Origin of the sequence: Candidatus Sulfotelmatobacter sp., assembly GCA_035504415.1 — a bacterium.
GTDB lineage: Bacteria > Vulcanimicrobiota > Vulcanimicrobiia > Vulcanimicrobiales > Vulcanimicrobiaceae > Vulcanimicrobium.
Genome location: DATJRY010000005.1, coordinates 154600 through 180831 on the forward strand (window position 1 = coordinate 154600; position 26232 = coordinate 180831).

The 26232-nt window shown below is 70.1% G+C and carries 19 protein-coding genes; 6 read left to right on the forward strand and 13 right to left on the reverse strand.

Features of this window, described 5'->3' with window-relative positions; genetic code table 11:
* Positions 1 to 36 precede the first annotated feature (36 nt).
* Positions 37 to 2511 (forward strand): excinuclease ABC subunit UvrA, encoded by a 2475-nt coding sequence (locus VMD91_02115; GenBank protein HTW82845.1) that lies wholly within the window; start codon positions 37 to 39, stop codon positions 2509 to 2511.
* Positions 2512 to 2530: 19 nt separating this feature from the next.
* Here the strand turns inward: VMD91_02115 and VMD91_02120 are convergent, their stop codons facing one another.
* Positions 2531 to 4390, reverse strand: coding sequence for a hypothetical protein (locus tag VMD91_02120; protein ID HTW82846.1), 1860 nt, complete (start codon positions 4388 to 4390; stop codon positions 2531 to 2533).
* Between the two features lie 145 nt (positions 4391 to 4535).
* Here VMD91_02120 and VMD91_02125 point away from each other — a divergent pair, with 145 nt between their 5' ends.
* Together VMD91_02125 and VMD91_02130 are read left to right on the forward strand one after the other, a co-directional pair.
* Positions 4536 to 5108: a hypothetical protein gene (locus tag VMD91_02125; GenBank protein ID HTW82847.1), complete on the forward strand. Its 573-nt coding sequence runs from the start codon at positions 4536 to 4538 to the stop codon at positions 5106 to 5108.
* Between the two features lie 87 nt (positions 5109 to 5195).
* Positions 5196 to 6149, forward strand: coding sequence for a hypothetical protein (locus VMD91_02130; protein ID HTW82848.1), 954 nt, complete (start codon positions 5196 to 5198; stop codon positions 6147 to 6149).
* Here the strand turns inward: VMD91_02130 and VMD91_02135 are convergent.
* The 9 genes from VMD91_02135 to VMD91_02175 form a co-directional block, all read right to left on the reverse strand.
* Complete coding sequence (locus VMD91_02135) at positions 6146 to 8005, reverse strand: feruloyl-CoA synthase (protein ID HTW82849.1); 1860 nt, start codon at positions 8003 to 8005, stop codon at positions 6146 to 6148. The two genes, VMD91_02130 and VMD91_02135, sit on opposite strands and share 4 nt — an antisense overlap.
* 59 nt (positions 8006 to 8064) lie before the next feature.
* Positions 8065 to 9975 (reverse strand): carboxypeptidase-like regulatory domain-containing protein, encoded by a 1911-nt coding sequence (locus tag VMD91_02140; GenBank protein ID HTW82850.1) that lies wholly within the window; start codon positions 9973 to 9975, stop codon positions 8065 to 8067.
* Positions 9976 to 9979: 4 nt separating this feature from the next.
* The gene (locus VMD91_02145; GenBank protein HTW82851.1) at positions 9980 to 11521 is read right to left on the reverse strand and encodes a PKD domain-containing protein; all 1542 of its coding nucleotides are present in this window, start codon (positions 11519 to 11521) and stop codon (positions 9980 to 9982) included.
* Positions 11522 to 11728: 207 nt separating this feature from the next.
* Positions 11729 to 13312 (reverse strand): fused response regulator/phosphatase, encoded by a 1584-nt coding sequence (locus VMD91_02150; protein HTW82852.1) that lies wholly within the window; start codon positions 13310 to 13312, stop codon positions 11729 to 11731.
* Positions 13309 to 15081, reverse strand: a complete 1773-nt coding sequence (locus tag VMD91_02155) for a hybrid sensor histidine kinase/response regulator (GenBank protein HTW82853.1) — start codon at positions 15079 to 15081, stop codon at positions 13309 to 13311. The genes VMD91_02150 and VMD91_02155 overlap by 4 nt, the downstream gene beginning before the upstream one ends.
* A complete protein-coding gene (locus VMD91_02160; GenBank protein HTW82854.1) occupies positions 15078 to 16094 on the reverse strand; it encodes a SpoIIE family protein phosphatase in 1017 nt (338 codons plus the stop codon). Before VMD91_02160 ends, VMD91_02155 begins: the two co-directional genes overlap by 4 nt.
* Positions 16082 to 16474, reverse strand: a complete 393-nt coding sequence (locus VMD91_02165; protein HTW82855.1) for an anti-sigma regulatory factor — start codon at positions 16472 to 16474, stop codon at positions 16082 to 16084. The genes VMD91_02160 and VMD91_02165 overlap by 13 nt, the downstream gene beginning before the upstream one ends.
* A gap of 33 nt (positions 16475 to 16507) precedes the next feature.
* A complete protein-coding gene (locus tag VMD91_02170) occupies positions 16508 to 16930 on the reverse strand; it encodes an STAS domain-containing protein (protein ID HTW82856.1) in 423 nt (140 codons plus the stop codon).
* Positions 16927 to 17781 carry an STAS domain-containing protein gene (locus tag VMD91_02175; GenBank protein ID HTW82857.1) on the reverse strand — a complete coding sequence of 285 codons (855 nt, stop codon included), beginning with the start codon at positions 17779 to 17781 and terminating at the stop codon, positions 16927 to 16929. The genes VMD91_02170 and VMD91_02175 overlap by 4 nt, the downstream gene beginning before the upstream one ends.
* Positions 17782 to 17957: 176 nt before the next feature.
* Between VMD91_02175 and VMD91_02180 the strand changes: the two genes are divergently transcribed.
* Positions 17958 to 19316 (forward strand): MFS transporter, encoded by a 1359-nt coding sequence (locus tag VMD91_02180; GenBank protein HTW82858.1) that lies wholly within the window; start codon positions 17958 to 17960, stop codon positions 19314 to 19316.
* A 3-nt stretch (positions 19317 to 19319) separates the two neighbouring features.
* Here VMD91_02180 and VMD91_02185 read toward each other — a convergent pair whose 3' ends face one another.
* Complete coding sequence (locus VMD91_02185) at positions 19320 to 19784, reverse strand: MarR family transcriptional regulator (protein ID HTW82859.1); 465 nt, start codon at positions 19782 to 19784, stop codon at positions 19320 to 19322.
* A 42-nt stretch (positions 19785 to 19826) separates the two neighbouring features.
* Here VMD91_02185 and VMD91_02190 point away from each other — a divergent pair, with 42 nt between their 5' ends.
* Together VMD91_02190 and VMD91_02195 are read left to right on the forward strand one after the other, a co-directional pair.
* Complete coding sequence (locus tag VMD91_02190) at positions 19827 to 21074, forward strand: flavin-dependent oxidoreductase (protein HTW82860.1); 1248 nt, start codon at positions 19827 to 19829, stop codon at positions 21072 to 21074.
* A gap of 31 nt (positions 21075 to 21105) precedes the next feature.
* Positions 21106 to 23610, forward strand: a complete 2505-nt coding sequence (locus VMD91_02195; protein HTW82861.1) for a SpoIIE family protein phosphatase — start codon at positions 21106 to 21108, stop codon at positions 23608 to 23610.
* On the opposite strand, the gene VMD91_02200 is transcribed toward VMD91_02195, so the two are convergent.
* On the reverse strand, positions 23607 to 24068 hold the full coding sequence (locus tag VMD91_02200; protein HTW82862.1) for a GAF domain-containing protein: 462 nt from the start codon (positions 24066 to 24068) through the stop codon (positions 23607 to 23609). The genes VMD91_02195 and VMD91_02200 overlap by 4 nt on opposite strands.
* Before the next feature lies 1 nt (position 24069).
* The gene (locus VMD91_02205) at positions 24070 to 26229 is read right to left on the reverse strand and encodes a SulP family inorganic anion transporter (GenBank protein ID HTW82863.1); all 2160 of its coding nucleotides are present in this window, start codon (positions 26227 to 26229) and stop codon (positions 24070 to 24072) included.
* Between the last annotated feature and the right edge of the window lie 3 nt (positions 26230 to 26232).

Genomic DNA, 26232 nt, shown 5'->3' on the forward strand with positions numbered 1-26232 from the left:
GATTTCCGGCGCGCGCATCTGGGTATCCGCCACGGTATGAACGGTCGCGCGGGCTTCGTGCGTGTGCGAGGCGCGCGCGAGCACAACCTCAAGAACGTCGACGTCGTCATTCCGCGTGACGCGCTGGTCGTCTTCACCGGCGTCTCCGGCTCCGGGAAATCGTCGCTTGCATTCAGCACGCTGTATGCTGAAGCGCAGCGGCGGTACCTCGAGTCGGTCTCGCCGTACGCGCGCCGGCTCTTCCACCAGATGGCGGTCCCGGAGGTCGACGAGATCGACGGCCTGCCGCCGGCCGTCGCGCTGCAGCAGCAACGCGGTTCACCGACGACGCGTTCATCGGTCGGCAGCGTGACGACCGTCTCGAACCTGCTGCGCATGCTCTATTCGCGGGCGGGCGAGTACCCGCGCAAGCAGCCGCATCTCGCGGCGGAAGCCTTCTCACCGAACACGCCCGCCGGCGCGTGTCCGCGCTGTCACGGTCTGGGTCGCATCTACGATGCGACTGAGCGCTCGATGGTCCCCGACGACACGCTGACGATCCGCGAGCGCGCGATCGCGGCGTGGCCGACGGCCTGGCACGGGCAGAACCTCCGCGACATCGCGACGACGCTCGGCTACGACGTGGATCGCCCGTGGCGCCAGCTGCCGAAGAAAGATCGCGACTGGCTGCTGTTCACCGATGAGCAGCCGACGGTTCCGGTTTACGCGGGCTACACGCCGAGCGAAGTGCGCCGCGCACTCAAGCGCCGAGAAGAGCCCAGCTACCAAGGCACCTTCACCGGCGCCCGGCGGTACGTGCTGCAAACGTTCGCGACCACCCAGAGCGCGCTGATGAAAAAACGGGTCGCGCGATACCTCGTGAGCGGCGAGTGCCCGCTCTGTCACGGCAAACGGCTGCGCCGCGAAGCGCTCTCGGTGCGCTTCGCCGGTCGCGACATCGCCGAGACGGCGCGGCTGCCGCTGGCGGAGCTGCACGCGATCATGCGGCCGTACGCCGCCGCCGACGACGCCGTCGTACGGCGGATCGCGGAGGACCTCGTCGCGCGGCTCGCGGTGATGCTCGATCTCGGGCTCGGCTATCTGACCGTCGAGCGCAGCACTCCGACGCTCTCGCCCGGCGAGCTGCAGCGCCTTCGTCTCGCAACCCAGGTGCGCTCCAACCTCTTCGGCGTCGTCTACGTGCTCGACGAACCATCCGCCGGGCTTCATCCGGCCGACACCGAGGCACTCCTCACGGCGCTCGACAGCCTCAAAGCGGCGGGGAACTCGCTCTTCGTCGTCGAGCACGACCTCGACGTGATTCGCCACGCCGATTGGATCGTCGACGTCGGTCCTGCCGCGGGCCAGCACGGCGGCAGCATCCTCTACAGCGGTCCGCTCGAGGGTCTGCGCGCGATCGAGGCGTCGCACACGCGGCGCTACCTCTTCGGCCACGACGCCGGCGCGCGCCGCAGCCCGCGCGTCGCGCGCGCGTGGCTCGAGCTGGCCGGCGTCACGCGCCATAACCTGCGCAATCTCGAGGTCGCCTTCCCACTGGGCACATTCACGACCGTGACCGGCGTCTCGGGCTCCGGCAAGTCCAGCCTCGTGAGCCAAGCGCTGGTCGACCTGGTCGAGGCGCGGCTCGGGCATCAGCCGGCATCCGACGAGTTCGAAGACGCGGCAGACTTCTTGCGTGTGCCGGACGCGCCCAGCGGAGGCCGCATCGTGCGCGGCATGGAGCACGTCAAACGACTCGTGTGCGTCGATCAGAAGCCGATCGGCCGAACGCCGCGCTCCAACCTCGCTACCTACACCGGTCTCTTCGACGGCGTCCGCAAGCTGTTCGCAGCGACGAAGCTCGCTCGCTCACGGCGCTACGATGCTGGCCGCTTCTCCTTCAACATTCCAAAGGGTCGCTGCGCGACCTGCGAGGGGGAAGGCTTCGTCATGGTCGAGCTGCTGTTTCTGCCGAGCGTCTACGCACCGTGTCCAACCTGTCACGGCGAGCGCTACAACGCGGCGACGCTCGAGGTTCGCTATCGCGACAAGTCGATCGCCGACGTGCTCGCGTTGACGGTCGACGCCGCCTGGGACTTCTTCGCCGACGCGCCGCAGGTGTGCCGCTCGCTCGCGGTCCTACGCGAGGTCGGTCTGGGGTATCTGCGACTCGGCCAACCCGCGACCGAACTGTCCGGCGGGGAGGCGCAACGAATCAAGCTCGCAGCCGAGCTGCAGCGCACCCAGCGCGGCGACACCCTCTACGTGCTCGACGAGCCGACGACCGGCTTGCATCCCGCCGACGTGGAGAGGCTGATGACGCAGTTGAACGGGCTGGTCGAGGCCGGTAACACGATCGTCGTCGTCGAGCACGACCTGCGCGTCATTGCCGGCAGCGACTGGATCATCGATATCGGTCCGGGCGCGGGCGCAGAGGGTGGACGCGTGGTGGCGGCGGGACCGCCGGCGACCCTCGCCGCCGCCGCAGCCAGCCGCACCGCCCCGTATCTCGTGCGCTATCTCGGTTCGTGAACGGCCCAGCCGGCAGACGTCAGCTCCGCAAATCCGGTCGCAGCACGAGCACCGGTGAGGGATGGGGCAGCTCGTCGTCGAGCGTCGGCTGCGTATGCAGGCCGTCGGCCAGCACGGCGGCCTGCTGTGCCAAGCCGGCGACGGCCGCACCCGCACCCGGCGCGATCGGGTAGCTCCACGTCGGACGGCCCTCGGTCGCGCGAATGAGATCGTCGTACGGTACGTCGGGCGCTTGCGGCGTGCGCAGGCCCAGCGCGTAGTGGGCGAGATAGTTCTTCAGCGCGCCCATCGTCGAGCGGAACCGCAGCCAGCGCTGGTTCTCCCAGTCGATCCCCGGAGGCAGCGGCGGCCGCTGCGGTGAGAGGACGCTGGGGTTCTCGAAGTGCTGGACCATCAGCGCGCCCGCGGCCGAGCCGCGCTTCTCGAGCCGCTCGAGGATCGCCGGCGGCATGTCGAGGTTGAGCCCGCCTTCGTCGGCCGCGAGGAACACGGTCGCGATGCGGTCGCGGAAGCCGGGCAGCACGCTCTGCGTGTTGTCGCCCCAGTTCTGCGCGGCGCCGAAGACCGCGCCCAGAAACTGCGGCACGGTGGCGAAGCGGTTGAAGACCGGCAAACGGCCCGCACTGTTGCGGGCGATCATGTACACGTTCTCGGCCTCGTTGGGGCGCTGCGGATGGTTGGGCGGAAACGCGGCCAGTGAGATGCCGAACGTCGGCCAGCGCGGCAACGGCGAGTCGAACAGCGTGATCGGGAAGTTGCTCGAAATGCCGCCGTCCGAGAACCAGACGCGTTCGAGGTCGCGAGTCACACCCGGCTGGGCTTGCGAGAAGTCGGCGGCCCACAGTGGGACGGCGCTGAGCAAGACCGGGAACGCCAGGCTCATCCGCGTCGCGAAGACGACCGGCAGATCGCCCATCAGCGGCAACGCCAGCTTGGGTGCGTAATGCGCGAAATTCGCCGCCTCTTGCGGCGTCGCCGGCGGCCGCGAGCGCTTCACCATCCAATCGACGACGTAGTCGGGAAAGTACGGCTTGAGCTCGGCGGGGTCGAAGAAAAAGACCCGCGTCGTCACCGGGAAGTTGTACGGACGCCCCCACGTGAGGTTGGTGGTGATCATCTCGAGGTTGACGTCGGGATCGTCCGGGAGCTGCGTCAGCCCGTCGGCGACGACGTCGCGCTTCGCGTCCCAGAGCATGCCGAACGTCAGCGGGATCGTCGGGTCCGCGATGCCGGCCGTCCGGTCGAGCTCGTTCGCGAGCCACGTGCTCAGCGCGATGGGGTTCGCGCGATTCGCTTCGTCGACGCCCGTCACGATGCCGAAGCCGTTGGCCTGCAGCTTGCGCAGCACGTCGCGCACCAGCGCGACGGCGACGGCAATCGTGATCCCGGCGACGACGGCGAGCGTGGCGACGATCAGCCCGATCACCCACGCCCAGGTCGCCAACGCGTTTTGCGTGCGCAGCACCACGGCCAACAGGACGACGCCCGGCACCGCGCCGAGCAGCGAGGCCAACGGATACGCCCACAGGAGCCCGAGCCATTTCGCCACGACGGCCGGCTGAAAGCGCGGACGGCCGGCGAGCGCGGTCAGGATCTTGAACAGCGACGCCGTGCTGGTGCTGGGCACGAACAGCCGGAACAACCGGTTGTCTTGCATCAACCAGCCGGGAATGGCGCCGATCCGCTCGAAGCCCGCCGTTGAACCGCCGGCGGCGCGGCAGCGTTCGGCCGCGGCGGTCAATGCCGCCGCGATCGCCCCCGCCGACGTGCCGCCGACGTTCTTGAAGACGAACGTCTTGGCGATCTCGACGACGGCCGCGGGATAGATGATCCCGCTGGTGATCCCGCCCTTCATCACGATGTCGCAGAACCGTGGCATAGGCACACCCCTTCACCCCGTACGCGAGTTCGAACGCAGGCTTGCACGGGCGAACCGAGCTGCCCTGCCCTCGTTCGCATGTGCGATCGCGGTACTGGCGTGTGGCGCGGCCGCGCCGTCGCCGAGCGTACGCGCCGTCGCGGTCGTGGCTCGGCTGGACTACGTCGACGACGAGACGCGCACGTTCGTCGCGTCGGCGTACGACCTCGCGCAGACGCGGCGGATCCACGTCCACGTCGAGATGCACTTCCGCACGACGTCAGCGCAGCGAACGACCGTCGCGAGCCCCGGCGGCTACGCCCTCGCGGCTACCGGGACGTTGAGCTGGAGCGCGTCGGGCTTTCCCAACCTGTACGGCACGAGCCACGCCGAAGCGGGTTCCTGCGACAACACCAGCGGTTCTGTGCCGGCCGTGCTGCACGTCAGCCGCGGTGGCGGCGTGGGCGCGATCGACGTCCAGCCGGCGCAGACGAACGTTCCCGACGGCTTGCACGCATGCCCGCCCTTCGTCGTCAACTACGACGGCGGGGCATCGGCCGGCAGCGCCGTGTACGGCAGCGTGACCGAGACCGAACGGTACGGCGATCCGCCACCGGTCCTCACGCCGGACCAGGCCGGCCCGCTGCTCGTGCTGCTCGAACGCACGCGCTCGAGCGTGGGGCCGAACGCCCTCGACGAGCGGCTCACGATTCGCGGGACGATCGAGTTCGCTCAGTAACCACCCTGTAACCACCGCCGGGTACCGTCGAGTCGTGCCCAGGCCTGGCGGCCGCCACGGTCACTACCTCATCCAACGGAGTGCGACATGCAACAGATCCTCACGGTTGCGGGCGGCCTCATCGCCGTCTACATCATCCTCGCCTTGATCGTCTCGCAGGTCGTCGAGTGGATCAACACCACCTGGAACATGCGCGGAAAGCTCTTGTACAAGGGCATTCTCGAGATGCTCTCGGCACGCCGCAACGCGGGTGGTTCCGGGCAAACGCTCGTCACCGAGATCTACGCGCACCCGCTGGTCGGCAATCTCGGTCTCAAGCAGAAACCCAGCTACATCGGAGCGCGCACCTTCACGGTCTCGCTGATCGCCGCGCTGCGCACGCTGCCGGCCCAGCCCGGGAAACAACTGCCGCCGGTACCGAATCTGAGCGCGGACGGGGTGGCGCTGTTGAACGACCTCCAAGCACGCGTCGCCGCCGTCTTCGCACCGAACGATCCGGTCGGCAAGAGCTTGGGCCTGGTCATCGAGCAGACCGAAAACGTCTACGAGAGCGTCCTGGGGTCGATCGACGCCTGGTTCAACGCGCAGATGGACCGGATCACCGGGACCTTCAAGCGCTACTCGGCCTACTTTCAGATCGGCCTCGCGGCGATCATCGTCTACGTGCTGCGGGTCGACACGCTCGCACTCGTCGGCCAGCTGAACACATCGTCCGCGGCCCAGAGCGCGATCGCGGTGGCGCAAGGCCTGCAGAACGGCACGACCTCGCTCGACGCCGCGCTTCAAGCCCTGGCGAAATACGACGTCATCCCCTCGAACCTCACCTTTCCCGCCGCATGGCAGCCGCCGCACGACGTGAAGGTGTGGGTCGGGATGGCGATCACCTGGTTCGCGATCCTGCTCGGCGCGCCGTTCTGGTTCGACGTGCTCAAGCGGTTCACGCCGGTCCGGCTGACGGGTCCGAAGATCGATCCGCAAGCCGCGGCCCAAGGCGACCAGCAAGCCGTGCCCTCGCCGCTGGCCGGACCGGCGGCCCCCTAAGTCGCCGCCCCCGCCGCCCGGCGCGCGACGATCACCGCGTCGCCGGGATGGGGCTCGTGGGCGGCGTCGGCCAGCTGCGCACGGCGCGCCAGCACCGTGCGCGCGTTGAGCGAGCCCTTATCGGTGATCTCGCCCGCGTCGAGCGCGGGCGGTTCGACCAACAGCAGCAGCCGCGCGATGCGCGTCGCGCTTCCGGTCGCTTCGGCGGCGAGCGCGTCGAGCATCGCGGCCAGCTGTGCGCGCAGCGCGGGGCTGGCGCACACGGCGGCCAGCGGCGCGTCGGCCGGCACGTCGGTCGCCAGCGCGCGCGCGCGAGCCGGATCGACGAACGCCAGCGCCACGATCTCGTCGCGATTCGGACCCGAGAGCACCGCGTCGGTCAGCAGTCCACCGAAGCGCGCGACCAGCCGCGTGCGCAGCGGCCCTGCGCTCACCCACGTCCCGGTCGCGAGCTTGAAATCCTCGGCGATCCGCCCGTCGAAGAAAAAGCCCTCCTCCGGCCGCGCCTCGTCGACGAAGCGCAGCGCGTCGCCGATGCGATAGAACCCGTCCTCGTCGAAGGCTTCGCGCGTGCGGACCGGATCGCGAAAGTAGCCGGGCGTGATGTTGTCGCCGCGCAAGCGCAGCTCGAGCTTGCCGTCGACCGGGACCAGCTTTGCCGTCACGCCCGGGATCGGCACGCCGACGTAGCCGGGTCCCGGTGCGAACCACGGCGCGGCCAGCGCCGCCGGCGCCGTCTCGGTCGAGCCCAAGCTGGTCGTCATCAGGATGCGCTCGCCGGTCGTCGCGACCGCCAGCTCCTGCAGCGCGTCCCACAGGTGCGGCGAAAGCCCCGCGCCGGAGTAGAACAGCACGCGCAGCCGCGAGAAGAATCGCTGCGCCAACGCCGGGTCGCGGCGCAGCGCGTCGATCAGCAGCTCGTAGCCTTTGGGGACGTCGAAGTAGATGGTCGGCGCCACCTCGCGCAGCGCGCGCACCGTCTCGCCGAACAGCGCCGGCGCGGGCTTGCCGGGGTTGACGTAGAGCGTCCCGCCGTTGGCCAGCACGATGCCCACGTTGTGATTGCCGCCGAAGGTATGGTTCCACGGCAGCCAGTCCAGGATCACCGGCGGCTCGTCGGTCAGGAACGCGAGGAAGCCTTGGATCATACGCTGATTCGCGCACAGCATCCGGTGCGTGTTGACGACGCCTTTCGGCGTCCCGGTCGAGCCCGACGTGAAGAGGATCTTCGCGATCGTGTCGGGGCCGACGGCAGCGTGCGCGCGGGCCAGCGCCGCGCCGGGCTCGGCCGCCAGCAGCGCGGCGAACGGCGTCGTCGCGCGCGCCGGATGCGGGGCCCGCGAGGTGACCAACTCCGCGTCGGGCGGCACGGCAGCGTCGATCGCGGCCGCGTAGGCCGCGCCGTCGCTCGCGTAGACCAGCCCCGGCGTCACCACCGCGAGCACCTCACGCAGCTTGCGGTGATCGGTCGAGACCAGCGAGTACGCGGTCGAGATCGGCGCGTACGGAACGCCGGCGTAGAGCGCGCCCAAGCCCAGCAGCGCGTGATCGACGGCGTTCTCCGAGAGGATGGCGACGCCGCGCTCGGCGGTGAGACCACGGTCGATCAACGCGGCGCCGATCGCGCGCGCCGCCGCCAGTGCCTGCGCGTACGTGACCCGCCGCCAGCCCTCGCCGTCGCGCTCGGCGACGAAGGCGCGCTCGGGCGCCCGGGCGGCCCAGTGCTCGAGGTGATCGGTCAGCCGGGCCGCGTAGGGACCCAGCGGCTCGCGGTTGCGCACGATGCGCGTGCCGTCGGAACGCCGCTCGACCTCGACCGCGCGCGAACCCAGCCGAACCGAGCGCACCTGGTGCATGCCGCGACTATCCGGCGCGAGCACGAGCACTTCCCGCTCGCGCTCGCGCCGGGGCGCCGTCAGTCGTCCTGGCTGTTCTTGGCCGTGAAGCTGAAGGTGGCCGGCCCGTCGTCCCAGGTCGTCGACGAGTGGTCGAGCCACATCGAGCCACCGACCGTCCCGCCCATCGGAACGTTGAAGGTGTACGGCCCGAACTGACAGTTCTGACTCGACTGGTCGTCGTTGTCGTACTGCGTCTGCGTGATCGAGAACTCGATCGAGAGGTCCTGGGCCAGCGTCGCGTCGACCGTGTACATGACGTTGTACTTGCCCGGGTTGTCGCAATCGATCCCCAGCGAGTTGAACACCTGACCGGGGCTGAGCGGGATCGACTGCTGGTCCGGTCCGATGCTGACGTTCTGCGTGCTCTCGAACCACGCGCTGTGCTGTCCGTTGTAGGTGTAGAGGATGTCGAGCCGCCGGAAGATGTCGGATGGCGGCTGCAGCGCGAGGTCGACGACGATGTTCGCGTTCGACGCCGTCAACGTGACCGTCTTCGACGTCGAGTACTCGTAGTTCTCGTAGAGAACCTGAGCGCTGATGTTGTACGAACCGATCCCGACGTGCTGGAGCTTGTAGGCGCCGTTGCCGTCGGTGTAGGCGTCCATCCCGTCGTACAGCTTGACGTAGGCGTTCTTGACGGCCTGGCCGTTGACCGTCACCTTGCCCGAGACGCTGCCCCAGGTGATGACCTGCTTCCAGCGCGAGACCGTGTACTGCTCGGGGTGCGCGTCGAGGAACTGCAGCGGCTCGGCGTACCCGAGCACGCCGAAGGGCGGCGCCTTCCACCAGCGGATGTTGTCGGGGCTGACGGCGTTGGCGTTGCCCGGCGTCTGCCAGGCGTTCGAGCCGTAGCCGTTGGCGGCGTTGTCGAAGGCGAAGGTGTTGAGCAGCTGATCGGTGATGTCGCTCGCGATCGCGGTCGAGATGAACGGGATCTCGGAGATCCAGCCTTCCGCGTCGAGCACGTCCTGCTGGAAGATCCCGTTGAGGATGTTACCGCCGGTCGCGCGCTCGTCTTGCGTGTAGAAGAACAGCCCGTCGAGCATCTCCGGCCCGACCAGCGCGCCTTGCGCGACCGCGCTCGGCGTGAGGTCGCCTTCGGTGACGTATTGGTTGGTCGTCTCTTGGTGCACGCCGTTCTGGTGCATGCAGTACCAGACGAACGACGAGCAGACCGCCGGGATCGTCCCGGCCGCCCAGCCGGCGTCGGCCGGCGCGGTGTAGGTGAGCGCCATCTCGGGCTTGGTGTAGCAGTAGAACCGGTAGTGCGCTTTCGGCGCGACGACGACGTTGCCGTTGGCGTCGACCTGTCCGCCGTGGCTGCGCGCGTAATCGGCGACGGTCATCAGCTTGGCGCGGGTCGCCGCGCTCTCGGGATCCGGCTTGACGACCAGCGGCGGCGTCAGCACGAACTGATCGTTGTCGGTGTTGCCGATCGCCTCGGCGTCGAAGCCGGCGATGCTGTACTTCTTCCCGTTGGGGTCGATCCAGGTCTCGCCGTTGAGCGCCGCGTCGATCGTCTGGGTGACCGAACCCGGCCACAAGTAGGTCAGCACGTCGGGTTGGATGCCGCCCGCGCCGGCCAGACCCTGGGTGTAGTCGGGCAGCCGGTCCTCCGAGGCCGTGCAGTGGGTGACCTCGACGAAGTTCTTCGACATGATCCCGGAGTGCGAGTGATACTGCGGCGGAGACATCGCGCGCAGGAGCTGCGAGATGATCGAGGTGCCGCCCGGCGCGAGGATGACGTCGCCCTTGAGCGCGTTCTGGAACTCGGCCGGCATCATCACCGTCTCGGTGACGTCGGTCAGCTGGCAGACGAGTTGGTGCGCGGCGGCGGTCGACGCGTCGCTGGTCGAGATGTTGTCGGGATCGCAGATTTGGCCGGCCGCGACGGGACCCGGCACGGGTGGTGGTGGCAGTCCTGCCATGATCTTAGGCCCCCTTCTGGCTGGCGGAGAGAATTCCGGAACGGATCGCGGCGCGTGCCTGCGACTTGGCCGCGACGGTATGCGGCGGCGTCGAGAGCGCGATCGCGACGGTGTTGGTCGCCTCGTCGGCGGAGATCGCGCCGGCGTCGGCCGCGAGCTTGAGCTTCGGGTCGGTCGCGACCGTCAGCGCGGCCTTGCTGAAGTTCGCCAGGTCGAGGGTGATCTTCGGCGCGCTCGCCGCTTGCGTCAGCCACGCGCCGCCGCTCTGCGTGAGCGGGATGCGGAAGGTGCGCGAGAACAGCACGGGCGTCGTCGTGTTGCCCGACTTGAAGCTGCCCTTGTAGTACACGATGAAGCCGGGGACGGCGCTGCCGAGCTTGGTGGCCGCGCTCAGCTCCGAGATCGGGATGACGATCCCGAAAGCGCTGGCGCCGTTGGCCTTGATCGTGATCGGCGTCTTCATGGTGGTGAAGGTCGGCGCCGGGAGCTGCGCGTCGACGTTGTCGCTGGTCGGCGTGAAGCCCATCGACGTCAGCGTGATCGGCTCGGCCTCGACGTTGTAGACGGTCATCGAAGCCGTGAAGCCGACACCCTTTTGGAAGTTCGCATAGACGTCGGAGTCGACGTTGGGGACGATCGTCCCGAACTGCTTGCACATCTCGTACGCCGAGTTGAGCACCAGCGTGCGGGTCACGGTGACGTTGTCGTGCACGGAGGTGCAGGTCACGTCGAAGGGCTGCGAGACCATCCCCACCTTGATGGCCGGGAAGTAGTCGTGGGTGACGGTCGGCGACTGCGTCGTCGCCGTCGTCCCGTCGCCGAAGTTCCACTTGTAGCTGGTCTGCTGCGGCGTCACCGTCAGGTTCAGCGATGGCACCACGGTGTACGCCGCGGTCGCCTTGACGTCGTTCGCGAGCGCTTGCGTCTGCGTCGCGTGCACGGTGCGCTGCGCGGCGGGCACGGCGGAGATGGCCTTGTCGAGCACGGTCGGCGGCGCCGGCACCACGGCCGGGCGGGTCGTGGTCGACGTGACCTCGGGCTTCGCCGCGGCCGCGGCGGCAGCAGCCGCCGCCGCGGGCGTGGCGGGCGGCGGGACGGGCAGCTCGGCGCCCAACGAGAACGTCGCGACGTAGTGCGCACCGATCGTCTGGGTGAGCTGCAGCTTGGCGACGGGCGTGATGATCGGCGCCGTCAGCGTGCGCCGGAAGGTGACCGCGTCGCCGGCGACGGTGACCGTCGCCGTCGCCGTTTCGCTCTGCGTGCCGTGCACGGCGCGAATCAGCAGCGTGCGGGTGCCGGCGCCCAGATACTGCACGTACCTGTGCGCGGTGGGAACGCCGTCGATCGTCACCGTGACGGGCGAGTTCGCCGCGTACGGCTTCCCGGAGCCGTCGAGAACTTCGATCAGCACCGACTGTCCCGGACGAGCCGTGCTCGGCGAGACCGTCACCGACCCGATCAGCTTCTCGGCGAGGATGATCGGTGATTTGAGCAGCACGTCACCGCTGACGACGGATGCCGTCGCCGGTGTGGTGGTTTCAGCCATGGAGCGCCTCCGAATGGGGCGAGAAGCGTGAGGCGCATCCGGCGCACGGAGCATCGCTCCGGCGGAAGACCTCACTGACCGATGGACTGCCGGGCCACTATAGCGCATCGCGAGCGCGTCCACAAGGGGCGCGCGTCAACTGGTCGCGATGTGCGCCGACGCACCGACGCTCGCCCGTCCTGCGCACGAGCGATCCCGCGCGGGTGATCAGCGCGTGCGGCGCATGGCGACGATCGCGATGTCGTCGGTCACGTTCGTGGGCCCGGCGTCGCGCACGACGCGATCGCACAGCGCGTCCAGCTCGCCGCGGCCGTCGGCCACCGCGCGCGCGAGCCGCTCGAGGCCCTCTTCGATCGTCTCGCGGCGCCGTTCGATCAGCCCGTCGGTGAACAGAAGGAACAGATCGTCGCGCTCGAGCGCGAAGTCGTGCTCGGGCGCGGCTGCCGCTTCCACGCCGAGCAGCGGACCGCCGATCGGCAAGAAGCTCACGCCGCCGCGCGTCTGCAGCAGCGGCGGCGGATGCCCGGCGTTGGCCAAGGTGCCGCGGCCGTCGGTCGGATCGTAGACCGCGCAGCAGACCGTCGCGGTGACGTCGGGATGGAAGCGCAGCAGCAACCGGTTCAAGCGGACCAGCATGGCGCCCGGGCCGTGTCCCTCGAGCATGTACGAGCGAATCGCGGTCCGCAGCTGCGCCATCACCGCCGCGGCCTCCAGCGAGTGGCCGACCACGTCGCCGATCGCCACCACGATCCGGCCGTCCTCGAGGGTGAAGATCTCGTAGAAGTCGCCGCCGACCTCGGCGTGCTCGGCGCTGGCTTGGTAGCGCACGGCGATATCGACGCCCGGAATCGCGGGCACGACGTCCGGCAACAGGTTCCTCTGCAGCGTCAGCGCGATCTGCCGCTCGACGTCGAACGAACGCGCGTTGCGCAGCGCGATTCCGGCGGCGCGCGCGTACTGCTTGAGCACGACCTCCGCCTCGTCGCCGAAGGTGCGGATCGACGGCGACGCCGCGTGGCCGACCAGCAGAAAGCCGTGCACGCCCACCGGATCGCTGAACTCGGCGACCAGGAACGCGGGGACGCGCGCGACCGGCAGGACGCCCGCCAGCGCCGCCGCGCCGATCGAGGCGCGACCGGCCAGGACGCGCCGCGCGGCGTGCAGCACGGTCGCGTCGTGATCGTACAGCACCGGCTCGTCGCCCGGCGCGGCGCCCGCCAGGAAGCTGCGTTCGCCGACCACGGCGGTTGCGATGGCGGTCGTCTCGAACAGCGCGGCCGCCTCGCCCGCGATCGCGATCAAAAGGTGCTCGAGCGTCGGCGCCTCGTTGAGCGCGTGGGTCGCATCGTTGAGCGCGCGCAGCCGGCGCGCCAACAGCGTGGCCGTGCGCTCGGCGGTCGCACCGCGCAACAGCGCTTCGACGCTGGCCAACAGCTCTTCGCGCTCGAGCGGCTCGACCAAATACCCCTCGGCGCCGCGGCGCAGTCCCTCGGAACGATCGGCCGGCTGGATCGCCGTCGCCGAGACGTGCAGCACCGGAATCGCGCCCGTCTCCGCGCCGGCCTTGACCCGCTCGCAGACCTCGTACCCGGTCATGTCGGGCAGGTTGATGTCGAGCACGAGCAGGTCGGGCTGCTCGGAGAGGACGAGGTCGAGCGCCTCGGCGCCGGTCTTCCCTTCGATCACGTCGTAGCCGGCGCGGCGCAGCCACGTCGCCAAGACGTACCGGTTGCTCTCGCTGTCGTCGACGACGAGGATGCGGGTCCCCTCCGGGTTGGATGCGTACGTCACGTCGGCAATACCGCGTGGTCGAGCGCATCGGCGATCGCGCCCTGCACGACCTCGCGGCTGATGTTGCTCTTCGCCAGCAGCGCCGCGGCAGACCCCAGCGTGGTGCGGACGTTCGGCGAGAGCTCGACGGAGGTCACGATCACGACCGGGATCGCGCGCAGAGCCGGGTCGCCGCTCATCTCGGCGAGGACGGCGGCGCCGTCCAGGTCGGGCATGCACAAGTCGAGGAAGGCCAGCGTCGGGGCGCGCTCGCGCAGCAGCTTGAGTCCCTCGATCCCGCCGCGCGCCTCGAGCACCTGTCCCGCCACGCCTTGCAGCATCCCGCGCAGCGCGGTCCGGAAGCCGTCGTCGTCGTCGACGATCAGCACGGTCGGCACCGACACCGCGCGGGCCGGCTGCTGCCCCGGCGTCCGCACCGCGCGCAACAGCGGCTGCCAGAGCAGCGGCAAGCGGATCGTGAACGTGCTGCCGCGGCCGGGATCGCTCTCGACCGCCATCTCGCCGCCCAGCGTCTGCGTGAGCCGGCGCGCGTAGGGTAAGCCCAGGCCGGTCCCCTTCTGCTCCGCCTGCAACGGACCGCGCACCTGATAGAACTCTTCGAAGATCCGCTCGATGTCCTCGCGCGCGATCCCGATTCCGCTGTCGCTGACGGTGATCTCGACGCTGTGCGACGAGTCGGCGCGCGCGTGCAGCCGAACCGTCCCGTCCGGGGTGAACTTCAACGCGTTGGTCAGCAGGTTGCGCAGCACCTGACCGAGCAGCTGCGGGTCGGTCTCGACCGGCGGCAAATCGGGCTCGACCGCGACCTGGAGGCTCACGCCCGCGCGCGCCAGCGGACGCAGCGCGCCGCGCAGCTCGCCGAAGAGCTGACCGAGGTCGACGGATTGCACGTCGGGCTCGATGCGTCCCGACTCCGCCTTGGCCAAATCGAGCAGCTGGTTGACCAGCAGCAGCAGCTCGGAACCGGACACGCGGATGAGCGCCAACTGTTGGCGCTGCGCGCTGGTGAGCTGCTCCGAGGCCGGATCGAGCAGCAGCCGCGCCAGCGCGAGGACCGAGTTGACCGGGCTGCGCAGCTCGTGACTGACGTTGGCGAGAAAACGGCTCTTGGCTTCGTTCGCCTGGTTGAGACGCACGGTCTTGTCGTCGATCTCGGCGTACAGTGCGACGACGCCGCGATTGGTCTCCTCGAGCTCGTCGGCCAACTGCGCGTACATCGCCATCACGCCGCGGTTGGTCTCCTCGAGCTCGCCGTTGAGCTGCTCGAGCTGGTCTTGCCGTTCGCGCAAGGCCGAGAGCGTCGCGATCAAGTCGCGGTTCTCCAGCCGCAGCTCGTCCAGCGCGCTCGGCGAGGTGATGCCCGCGAGCGCGGTGCGCAGCTCCTCTTCGCTCTGCCGGCGCGGCGCGCCCGGCCGCGGGCGCATCAGCACGCCGATCGCGCTGGTGCGCGCACCGTCGCTCACCTCGACGTCCTCGACCAGCCGGCGCGCGGCTTGCAGCCCGACGATCCCGGTGTCGACCCGTGCGCCGCTGCGCGGGAAGTTCTCGAACGCGACGTGCAGCGCGCCGTCGCCGCGCAAGGTGAAGATCGCCCGCGCTTTGCGACTGCCGCCGGCCAACGATTCGCGTCCCAGCTCGCTCAGCGCGGTGGCGAAGCGGACCTGGTCCGCTTCGTCGCAGCCGATTCCGGCGGCGGCGACGCGCGCCGCCTGCCGGAGGGCGAAGACGTCCTCGGCACGCTCGATCGGGAGCGTCGCGACGTCGCTCACGAGGCGCGCGCCACCGCGATCGACGCGTCGTCGCGCCGCACCCCGGCGTCGCGCATCAGCGTCGCCGCCACCAGGTGCGGATCGCGCGCGCGCAAGCCGGGATACGCGTCCAGGTCCCACTTCGAAGAGAGCCCGTCGGAGTGCAGCAGCACCAGCGATCGCGGCGCCAGCGGCACCGTCACCTCGCGGATCGTGCGCGCGTTGTTGCCGACGATGCCGGCCGAGGACACCAACGCGCGACGGCGCTCGCCGTCGTCGATCCAGGCCGCGACGTTGCCGACGCCGGCGAACGTCAGCGACGCGCTGCTCGGGTCGATCCGCACGATCGCGACGGCCGCGCCGCGCGTGCCGCGCAACGCCTGGTCGAGCCGTTTGAGCGTGCTCGCGGGGTTCGGATCGGACTCGCCCGCGGTGAAGGCCCGCACCGCGGCGCGCGCGGCGATCGCCGCGATCTCGCCGTGGCCGAGCCCGTCGACCAGGGCGACGCTGGTCGCCTCACCGTCGAGGCGGTACGCGCAGGCGTCGCCGCAGACCGCCTCGCCGTTCATCGGGCGCGTGATCGCGGCGATCCGCGGCGGCCGCTGCGCGGTCGGCTGGCGCCAGAACGTCGCGATCGTGACCGTGCCGCGCCCGACGACCGAGTGACTGTCGAACCAGCTGGCGAGCCGCATCGCGGCGCCCAGGCCGATGCCGAGCGTTCCGGACGTCGAATGGTGGTCGATCGACGACGCGGCGAGATCGGCCATCCCGGGACCGGCGTCGACGACGACCAGCTCGACGGCGGCGTCGTTCGGAATGCGGCGCAGGCGAACCAAGATCGCGCCCGCGACCGCGTGCCGGTAAAGGTTGGTGGCCAGCTCGGTCGCCGCGATGGCGACCTCGCCTGCACGGTGTTCGTCGAAGCCCAGCCGCCGGGCCAACGCGCTGGCCGCGCGTCGCACGCTTCCCGGTGCGCTCTCGTCCTCGACGGGAATCCAGGCGATGTCCTCGACCGGCTCGTTCAGCGCTTCCACTTGGTCACCGTGACCCTCGTTCCACGGCCGGGTCCCGTTTCGATGTCGAACGCGTCGACCAACCGGCGACTGCCGGACAATCCGAGTCCCAGGCCGCCGGCGGTCGTGTAGCCGCCGGCAAGCGCCAGGTCGAGGTTCTGGATACCCGGACCCTGATCGACGAAAGCCGCCCGCAGTCCCGTCCGCGACCCCTCGTGCAGCAGCTCGAGCTGCGCGCGGCCCCCGCCGCCGTGGATCAGCGTGTTGCGCGCCAGCTCGCTCGCGGCGGTGACGATCTTGGTTTGATCGACGATCGAGAGCGCCACTTGCGCGGCCATCGCACGGACGGCCTGACGTACGCGAACCACGTCGGCGTCGTTGTTGATCTCCAGTTCTTCCACGATGGTGTCAGCCGCCTCGCCGGCCCGACGGCATCACGAGATGCGCTCGCCCCCATCGGCCGCGTCGTCCGGCTCGTCACCGTCGTTGTCGGTCGCACCGCGGCCGGCTTCGCGCAGCAGCGTGAAGGCTCGCTCGGCGTTGAGGGCCGTGCGCACGCCGCCCAGCGAGAGGCCCAGCTCCGCCAGGGTGATCGCGACCGCCGGACGCATCCCGCACACGACCGTCTCCGCGTCGAGCACGCGCGCCATCGAGGCGATCGTCGCCAACATGCGCCCGATGAACGTGTCGACGATCTCGAGCGCCGAGATCTCGATGATCACGCCCGTGGCGCCGGTCTCGACGATGCGATTGGAGAGGTCCTCTTGCAGTGCCAGCGTCGTCTGATCGCTGACGTCGACCTGGATCGAGACCATCAAGACCTGCCCGATCTTGACGATCGGGACGCGCTCGATCATGCGCGCTTTTCGATCTTGCGGACCTCGAGGCCGGCGCGCTGCAAGGTGATCTTCAACGCGTCGGCGAGGCTCGATTTGGTGACGATGTCGCCGAACTCGACGCCCAGCGCGACGATCGTCTGGGCGATCTGCGGGCGGATCCCCGAGATCACGCAGTCGGCGCCCATCAGCCGTGCGGCGAAGACGGTCTTGAGCAAGTGCTGCGCGACCTGCGTGTCGACGGCCGGCACGCCGGTGATGTCGATGATGGCGTGGGCGCTGCCGGTCGAGAGGAGCGTCTGCAGGAGCTGCTCCATCACGACCTGCGTGCGCTCGGAGTCGAGCGTGCCGACCAGCGGCAGCGCGACGATGCCGTCCCACAGCTTGACCACCGGCGTCGAGAGCTCGAGCAGCTGCTCGGCCTGATTGGTGATGACCGCTTCGCGCGTCTGCACGAAGGCTTCGAACGTCTGCAGGCCGAGCGCGTCGATGAACGACGAGAAGGTCGCGAACTCGGCGAACGAGTATGGCGGCGTCTTCTCCTCGCGCGCGACCTGCAGCACCGCGTCGCGCAGGGCGAAGACGGCGACCGCGGTCTCGCTCGGGGTGAAGCCTTGGCGCGCTCGCGTACGCGAGTACTCGGTCAGCATCGCGCGCACTTCCGCGAAGTCCGGCGCGTCCAAGCTCAGCGATCCCTGTTGCGCGGCGGCGATCAGCGCGTCGAGCAACGGGGTCAGCTCGCGTTCGGCCTCGTCCGGGGTCATGCGCCCCCGCGAAGCGCTCAGGACCGTCTGGATCCAAGCTTTGGCGATGCGCTCGCGCTCGCGAGCGAGGTAGGTGATGACGAGGTTCGTCGTTTGCTGCGGTGCCATCGGGCGGCTTCCATTAGGTGCGCGGGCGCGACGTTCCGCTCGATCACGCCCGATCGTACGCCAACGTACCGAACGTCTTGACGGTTTGCGAACCAGCGGGCGAGCGGCCCCTTCCAGGAAATCGGCAGAGTACTGTCGATTCGTTTCGCAGCGAAGCCTTCACGAAAGGTGCCCCCATGACCGTGTCCGCCGCCGAGGAGATCGAGAGCTCGCGCTTCGGCCTCTTCCACCGCCTGATCATCGGCCTGATCGGCCTGACCGTCGTTTTCGACGGCTACGACACGTTCGTGCCGGCGTACGTCATCTCGGCGGTCGCCGGTCCCAAGGGAGCCTGGCACCTCAGCCACACGCAAGCCGGATTTCTCGTCTCTTCCGGCCTGTTCGGGTTCATGATCGGCGCCCTCGTACACGGCTCGATCGCCGACCGGATCGGACGCCGCGCCACGCTGCTGGGCGGGATGTGGATCTCCGGCGTCTTCTCGCTGGCGACGGCGATCTTCGCCAACGACGACGGGACGTTTCTCATCCTGCGCGTCCTCACCGGTCTGGGTCTGGGCACGCTGCTGCCGCTGTGCACGACGTACATCACCGAGTTCTCGCCGGCGCGCGGGCGCAACGCCTTCGTCGTGTGGGGGGCCGCCGTCGGGTGGGCGAGCGGCGCGATCGTCGCCTCGCTGGTCGGCATCTGGCTCACGCCGCGGTTCGGCTGGCACGCGCTGTTCTGGTTCGCCTCGCTCTCGCTGATCGTCGCCGCGATCTCGCAGGTCTGGCTGCCCGAGTCGCCGCGCTTCCTGGCGCTGCGCGCGCGCTTCGGCGAGCTGGCGCTGCTGTTGGCGCGCATTCGTCCCGAACGTGCGGAGATCTACCGCGGCGCGACCTTCGTCATCCCGGCCGTGCTGGCCGGGAGCGGCTCGCCGCTGGCGCTGTTGGCGCCGGCGTTCCGGCGCAACACGATCATCATCTGGGTGTGCGCCTTCTTCGTGCTGTTCGACATCTACGGCTTGGGCGGCTGGCTGCCGCCGGTGATGATGACGCGCGGCGAGACCCCGTCGGCGAGCTTCGGCTACGGTGCGCTGCTCCAGATCGCCTCGCTGCTGGGCGCGTTCGCGTGCGGCGCGATCGCCGACCGGCGCGGCGGCCGCCGCATGCCGCTGGCCGTCTGGTGGCTGCTCGGCGCGGCGTCGGTGCTGCTGCTGGCCGTCGTCAACACGCACGTCACCAACGCGCTGCTGATCTTCGCGGCCGGATTCTTCGTCATCGGCGGCCAGTTCATCCTCAACAACTTCACCGCCGTCGCGTATCCGACCGAGCTGCGCGCGACCGGCGTCGGCATGGAGCTGGGCATCGGACGCGTCGGCGGCATCCTGGGGCCGTACATCGGCGGCGCGATCCAGGACGCGTTCGGCGGCGCCAACGGCTTCTTCGCGGCGATGGCGCTGGCGTCGCTGCTAAGCGCGTTGGCGATCTGGTTCTCGCGTCCGGTCGCCGGCGACATCAGCGCGGCGCCGACGATGCCGCAGGATGCGGTCGCCTGACCGCTACGCGCCGACGTCGGTGAGATGCGGGACGCGCGATGCGGCGTTGTGCGCGTCGACGAAGCGCTGCAGGAGCGCCAGGAACTGGGCCGCTTCGTCCGCGCTGAACGGCGAGAGCAGGCGCGCGCGCTCGGCGGCGACCGGCGCGGCCAGCTGCGCCAGCCGCTCGCGCCCGCTGCGGGTGATGCGCAGCCGGTAACGCCGCTGATCGCCGGCATCGGTCTGACGCGCCACCAAGCCGGCGTCGACGAGCTTGCCGACGACCAGGCCGGCGGTCGAGCGGTCGAGTCCCAACCGTCGCGCGATCCCGATCTGGTCGATGCGCGCGACGCCGCCGATCAAGGTGAGCACGCCGTACTGCGTGGGCGTCATCCCGTCGCTGTACTCCATGAACGTCGAGACCGCCATCTGATGCGCCCGGCGGATCAGGTACCCGGGGCGCAGATAGAGCTCGTCCAGGACGTCCATGCGAGCGGATTCGTCAGACGTCTGCCGAATTCCGCCGGCACCATGGAACCGATCATCGTCGTCGGCGGCGGCATCGGCGGTCTGACGCTGGCGCTCAGCCTGCATCGGGCCGGCCTGCCGTGCCGGGTCTACGAAGCCGTGCCGGAGATCAAGGCGATCGGCGTCGGCATCAATTTGTTGCCGCACGCGATGCGCCAGCTCGACGCGCTGGGCGTACTCGAGCCGTTGGCCGCGGTCGCGGTCGAGACGAAGGAGGCGGCGTTCTACAACCGCTTCGGCCAGCACATCTACACCGAACCGCTCGGACGCGCGGCCGGCTACGACTGGCCGCAGCTCTCGATCCATCGCGGCGACCTGCACCTGGTGCTGCTGCGCGCCGCGCGCGAACGGCTCGGCGAGCAGAACGTTCTGTGCGGCTGGCAGTGCACCGGTGTCGAGCAGGACGATCGCGGCGTGCGCGCGCGATTCGTCGACCCGGTCTCGCACGCCGAACGTCCGGTACAGCACGGAGCGCTCGCGATCGGCTGCGACGGCATTCACTCCGCGATTCGCAAGCAGCTCCACCCGCACGAGGGGCCGCCGCGGTACTCCGGCGTCAACATGTGGCGCGGCGTCACCGTCGGCGCGCCGTTCCTCTCCGGCGCGACGTTCGCGCGCGTGGGCTGGCTGACGCCGGCGAAGCTCGTCCTCTACCCGATCCGCGACGACGTCGACGGGCGCGGGAACCAGCTGCTGAACTGGGTCGTCGAGATCCAGACGCCGCACCACGCCGTGCGCGACTGGAACCGGCGCGGCGCGCTCGAGGACTTCTTGCCGGCGCTCGCCGATTGGCACTTCGATTGGTGTGACGTGCCGGCGCTGATCCGCGGCGCGCAGACGGTCCTCGAATACCCGATGGTCGACCAGGACCCGTTGCCGTGGTGGACGCAGGGCCGCATCACGCTGCTCGGCGATGCGGCGCACCCGATGGTGCCGCGCGGCTCCAACGGCGCGGGCCAAGCGATCGTCGACGCGCACGTCTTGGCCGACCTGTTGCAGCGCAGCGCCGACCCGTCGGCTGCGCTGCGCGCCTACGAGGAACTGCGCTTGCCGGCGACGGCCGCCGTCGTGCTGGCGAATCGCGCCAATCCGCCCGATGCGATCTTGCGCGAAGTCTACGAGCGCACCGGCGACCGGCCGTTCACCGACATCGACGCGGTCATCTCGCACGCCGAGCTGGTCGGGCTGACCGACGCCTACAAGCGGGTCGCGGGGTACGACCGCGAGACGCTCACGCGCACCGAGCGGTAAACCCGGGGACCCGCCACGAAAGGCGGGACCAGTGGACGAGCAGCGATCGGACGGTCTCGATCGAAGCAGCGCCGCGCGCGCCTTGGCCGACGCCATGCCCCACGTGGTCTGGGTCTCGGCCGCCGACGGCCGCTTCGAATGGTTCAACGCGCGGTGGTATACCTACACCGGCCTGGGTTTCGAGCAGACGGTCGCAGCCTTCCACAACGAGCGCAGCGCCGTCTTCCACGCCGACGACGTCGACGCGTTCCTGGCCGGCTGGTACGACGCGCTGCGCAAAGGCCGGCCGTTCGAGATCGAGACGCGGCTGCGCGGCGTCGACGGCGTCTACCGGTGGTTTCTCGCGCGCTCCTCGCCGGTCGTCGACCAAGCCGGGCGCATCGTGCAGTGGCTCGGTACCTTCACCGACATCGACGACCGCAAGCACGCGGAAGCCCAGAGCTTGTACTTGGCCGCCGCCAGCGAGGTGCTCGGCTCGTCGCTCGACCTGACGGCGACGTTGCGCGAGCTGGCCGAGCTGGCCGTCCCGGCGATGGCCGACTGGTGCTCGGTGCTGCTGCTGCAGCGCGACGGCGCGCTGACCCCGGTCGCGTACGCACCCGACGACGCCGACCGCCGCCAGCTGGCCGCGATTTTCACCGAGCCGAGCGTCGAAGGGCTCAGTGCGGCCGACGTCGCGCACACCGGCAAGTCGCTGCTGATCTCGCAGGCGCCCGCGCCCGCGCGCTCGCTGATCACGGTGGCGCTGGTCGGGCGCTCGCGCATCTACGGCGCACTGCAGCTGGCGACCGGGCCGTCGGGGCGGGTGCTCGACGCGCGCGACCTGCGCACCGCCGAGACGTTGGCCGCGCGCGCCGCGACCGCGATCGAGAACGCGCGACTCTACCAGCAGGTGCAGTTCGCGGCGCGCGCGGGCGAAGCGCTGGCCGAGTCGCTCGACTCCGAGACGACCATGCGGCGCGTGCTGGACTTGATCGTCCCGGCGTTGGCCGATTGGGCCGTCATCGACCTGTTCGACGAGCAAGGCCGCGTCTACATCGGCGCGATGGTCCATGCCGATCCGGCCATGGCACCGCTGGTGGCGCGCTTGACCGGCGCCTCGACCGCGCGCCCCGAGTTCTCCGAGCTGGTCGCGACCGCGGTGCGCGCGCCGGCTACCACGGTCACGCCGCAGATCGATCCCAACGTCGTCGCGACGCTGGTGCTGCCCGAGTACCGCGACGCGATGCTGGCGCTCGACGGGCGCTCGTCGATCCTCGTGCCGCTGCGCTCCGGCGGGCGCGCGCTGGGCGCGCTGGTCGCGTACTTCACCGCCTCGACGCGCCGCTTCAGCGACGAGGACGTGCCGATGTTCGAAGAGGTCGCGCGCCGCGCCGCGGTCGCGATCGAGAACGCGCAGCTCTACGAATCGGAGCGGCACGTCGCCAACGCCTTTCAGCGCGCCGCGCTGCCCAGCTCGCTGCCCGTGCTCGAGGGGGTCACCTTCGACGCCGTCTACGTCGCGGCGCGCAACGAGGCGCAGGTCGGCGGCGACTGGTACGACGCGGTCCGATTGCCCGATGGCCGCATCGTCGTCTCGATCGGCGACGTCGCCGGCAGCGGACTCGAGGCCGCCGTCATCATGGCCGCGATGCGCCAGATCCTGCGCGGCGTCGCGCACGTCTACGCCGATCCGGCGACGATGATCGACGCCGCCGACCGCACCTTGAAGGCCGAGCATCCCGGCCGCATCGTGACCGCCGTGGCGGCCGTTTTCGACCCGATCGCCAACACGCTCTCGTACGCGAATGCCGGCCATCCGCGGCCGCTGGTCCGCGCCGCCGACGGCCGCGTGCACGAGCTCCCCTCCGAAGGGTTGCCGTTGGGACTGCGCGACCGCGGCGACGCCGAGACGCGCGTCGTCCCGCTCGAGCGCGACGCGCTGTTCGTCTTCTTCACCGACGGGCTGACCGAGTCGACCCGCGACCCGATCGAAGGCGAACGGCTGCTGCGCACGGCGCTGGCCAGCCCGGCGATCGTCGCGCGCCGCGACGCCGCCGTCGCGCTCTACGACACGCTGCTGGCCGCCGGAACGCACGACGACGTCGTCGTGCTGACGATGCACGTCGCCGGCGAGCCCGAACACGTCTCGCGCTGGCACTTCGAGACCGGCGACGCAGGCGCGGCGCGCGCGACCCGCGAGTCGTTCGCGCAGACGCTGGCGCGCATGGGCGTGAACGGCGAGAGCGCGTTCACCGCCGAGCTGATCTTCAGCGAGCTGCTCGGCAACGTCGTGCGCTACGCGCCCGGCGCGGTCGAGGTCGCGCTCGAGTGCGCCGGCCGGCTGCCGCCGGTGCTGCACTTCTTCGACCGCGGTCCCGGCTTCGACGTCGTCCCGCGACTGCCGACCGACCGGCTCAGCGAGCGCGGACGCGGTCTGTTCCTGGTGTGGTCGATGGCCGAGGACTTCAGCGTCGCCAAGCGCCCCGGCGGCGGCTCGCACGCGCGCGCCGTGCTGCCGGTGCGTTCCGAGGCGCGTCAGCCGCTGCGCAGCTAGCGGTCGGAGCCCTCGACCAGCGCCTGCGCGAGCGTCTCGAATAGCTGCCGCTCCTGATCGTGGAAGCGATCCTCGCGCGGGCTGTCGACGTCGAGCACCCCGACCACCTCGCCGTCGGCCAGCAGCGGCACGACGATCTCCGAGCGGGATGCCGCATCGCAGGCGATGTGGCCGGGAAAGGCGTGTACGTCCGGGACGACCAGCGTACGGCGTTCGCGGGCCGCGCTGCCGCACACGCCGGCACCCAGCGCGATGCGCGTGCACGCCGGCCGGCCTTGGAACGGCCCCAGCACCAGCTCGTCGCCGCGGCGCAGGTACACGCCGACCCAGTTGACGTCCGGCAACGCTTGATACAGCAAGGCCGAGAGGTTGGCGGCGTTCGCGATCAGGTCGCGCTCCCCGTCGAGCAGCGCGCGCCCCTGCGCGATCACGAGCTCGGCGTCGATCGTTTCGTTCATCTCACCGTTGCAGGTTGGCGACCAGACCGCTCTGATACTCCAACCGTTCCCCGAGCGAGCGGATGATGGCGGCCGTCAGCGACGCGGCCAGCGCCGGGTCACCGACCTCCATCGCCGTCAGCGCGCCCGCGGTGAGGACGTGCACGACGCTGGGCCGGTCGGCCAGCGCGGTCGCGCTGCGCCGCGTGTCGCGATAGAGGCCGATCTCGCCCAGGATCGTGCGATCGCCCAGGCTGCGCAGCCGCAGATGCGAGCCGTCGTCGTTCTCGAGCACGACCCGCACGCGGCCCGACTCGATGAAGAACATCGACTCGGCGTGCTCGTTCTGGCGGCACAGCGCCTCGCCGACGCCGAACGTGCGCGGCTGCAGATAGGCCAGCAGCCGTTGCGCAAGGTCCGCCGAGCGCAGCTCGTATTCCAGCCAGTCCCCCAGCGGCACGTGCGGCAGGTCGGGCTGGTCGTCGGGGACGATCAGCTGGTCCTCGCACCACTCCAGCGCGTGATCGAGGCCGCCGAAATGCTCGATCCCGTCGTGCACGCCGGCCGCGCCGCTGACCCAGTCGTTCGCGACCCGCTCGTTCATCCCGCTGAACACGAGGCGCACACCGCGCGCCTCGGCGGCGCGGTAGGCCTTGACGAAGCTCGACACGCCCGAGGCGTCCATCCCGACCACCATGCGGAAATCGAACACGCAGAAGCGCGTGTTCGGGCGTTCGATCTCGGCCTTGGCGTTGCGGAACAAGCGGTCGGCCATCCCGAAGAACACGAATCCTTGCAGCTCGAAGATGCGAATCGACCAACCGTCGTCGGCCAGGATCGCCAGCTCTTCGAGCGGTCGCACCAAACTGCTGCGGCGCTGCGCGCCGGTCATCGAATGCTTGACGACGTCGATGCGGCTGTAGTTGAAGGCGAACAGCAGCGCGCCGGCGACGACGCCGACGATCAGTCCGGTCAGGAACCCCCACACGACGATGACGCCGAAGATCAGCAGCAGCGCGCCGTACTCGAGCGGCGCGAGCTGTCCGCGCGCCGCGATCAGCCAGCGGTAGAGGAGCTGCACGCCCAAGCTGAGCAGCAAGCCGGCCAGCACGAAGGTCGGCACGACCGCGATCGCGCGCCAGCCGCCGAGCAGTAAGAGCGCGCTGGCCGCCGCCAGCGCCACGCCGGCGACGCGGTCGCTGCCCCCGAAGCGCCGCAGCAGCAGCGTGCGGTTGAGGGAGAGGTAGCCCACGAAACCGCCGACCAGCGCCGAAGCCAAGTTCGCGATGCCCTCGGCGCGCAGCTCGTGGTCGAGGTCGACGTCGTCCTCGGTCTCCAGCTCCAAGCCGGTCGCGTTGAACAAGATCGTCACTACCGCGACGATGACGACCGTGAGCAGCTCGCCCGAGGCGCGCCCGAACGCCGGCCACACGACGGCATTCAGATCGTGGCTGGTCCAGGGCGTCCAGATGTGCAACCGCTCCGGCGCTTTGACGAGCCAGCCGGCCTGCTGCGCGGCGAGCGGCGCGACGTGCAGCGCCCACAGCGCCAGCGCGAACAGGACGACGACGCCGACCAGCAGCACCGGCACGCCGAGTGCCTTCTTCACGTAACGCGCCTCGGCCGCGACCAGCGCGGCGAACGCGACGGCGGCGCCGAGCCGCGCGAGCACGAGCGGATCGGCGTAGGCGCGCGCGTGCGCGAGGTCGGGCGGAATGCCGGCCGCGACTTTGATGGCGCCGACCGTCAGCACCCATGCGGTGCCGGCGACGAAACCGCCGACGACCGGGAACGGGACGTAGCGAATCCACCCCCCGCCGCGCACCGAGCCCAGCGCGATCAGCGCCAGCGCGGTCACCGCGGTGACCAGCACCATCATCCACAGCACGGTGGCGACGATCGCGTGCGGTGAGGCGCCGGCGCTCGCGAGCTGGGGTTGCATGGTCGCCGCCGTCACGGCCAACAGCGCGACCGCGTTGCCTTCCGGGCCGGCGACGACGGTGCGGAACGGGCTGAGGATCGCGACCAGCAGCGCGACGCAGGTCATGCTCAGCATCGCCGCGGTGACGCCCAGCGGCAACGCGAACGCGAGCGGGCCCGAGAAGATCAGCGCGGCGTACGACAAATTGAAGACGAGGCAGACCACGGCGGTCAGCACGCCTGCCGAGACGTTCCGAACCATCGC

Bases quoted from the DNA above. Each gene is read 5' to 3' on its own strand.
- VMD91_02200 (HTW82862.1), bottom strand. From the start codon at position 24,068: ATGAACGAAACGATCGACGCCGAGCTCGTGATCGCGCAGGGGCGCGCG.
- VMD91_02140 (HTW82850.1), bottom strand. From the start codon at position 9,975: ATGGCAGGACTGCCACCACCACCCGTGCCGGGTCCCGTCGCGGCCGGC.
- VMD91_02115 (HTW82845.1), top strand. From the start codon at position 37: ATGAACGGTCGCGCGGGCTTCGTGCGTGTGCGAGGCGCGCGCGAGCAC.
- VMD91_02145 (HTW82851.1), bottom strand. From the start codon at position 11,521: ATGGCTGAAACCACCACACCGGCGACGGCATCCGTCGTCAGCGGTGAC.
- VMD91_02135 (HTW82849.1), bottom strand. From the start codon at position 8,005: ATGCACCAGGTGCGCTCGGTTCGGCTGGGTTCGCGCGCGGTCGAGGTC.
- VMD91_02205 (HTW82863.1), bottom strand. From the start codon at position 26,229: ATGGTTCGGAACGTCTCGGCAGGCGTGCTGACCGCCGTGGTCTGCCTC.
- VMD91_02180 (HTW82858.1), top strand. From the start codon at position 17,958: ATGACCGTGTCCGCCGCCGAGGAGATCGAGAGCTCGCGCTTCGGCCTC.
- VMD91_02130 (HTW82848.1), top strand. From the start codon at position 5,196: ATGCAACAGATCCTCACGGTTGCGGGCGGCCTCATCGCCGTCTACATC.
- VMD91_02190 (HTW82860.1), top strand. From the start codon at position 19,827: ATGGAACCGATCATCGTCGTCGGCGGCGGCATCGGCGGTCTGACGCTG.
- VMD91_02185 (HTW82859.1), bottom strand. From the start codon at position 19,784: ATGGACGTCCTGGACGAGCTCTATCTGCGCCCCGGGTACCTGATCCGC.
- VMD91_02170 (HTW82856.1), bottom strand. From the start codon at position 16,930: ATGATCGAGCGCGTCCCGATCGTCAAGATCGGGCAGGTCTTGATGGTC.
- VMD91_02120 (HTW82846.1), bottom strand. From the start codon at position 4,390: ATGCCACGGTTCTGCGACATCGTGATGAAGGGCGGGATCACCAGCGGG.
- VMD91_02175 (HTW82857.1), bottom strand. From the start codon at position 17,781: ATGGCACCGCAGCAAACGACGAACCTCGTCATCACCTACCTCGCTCGC.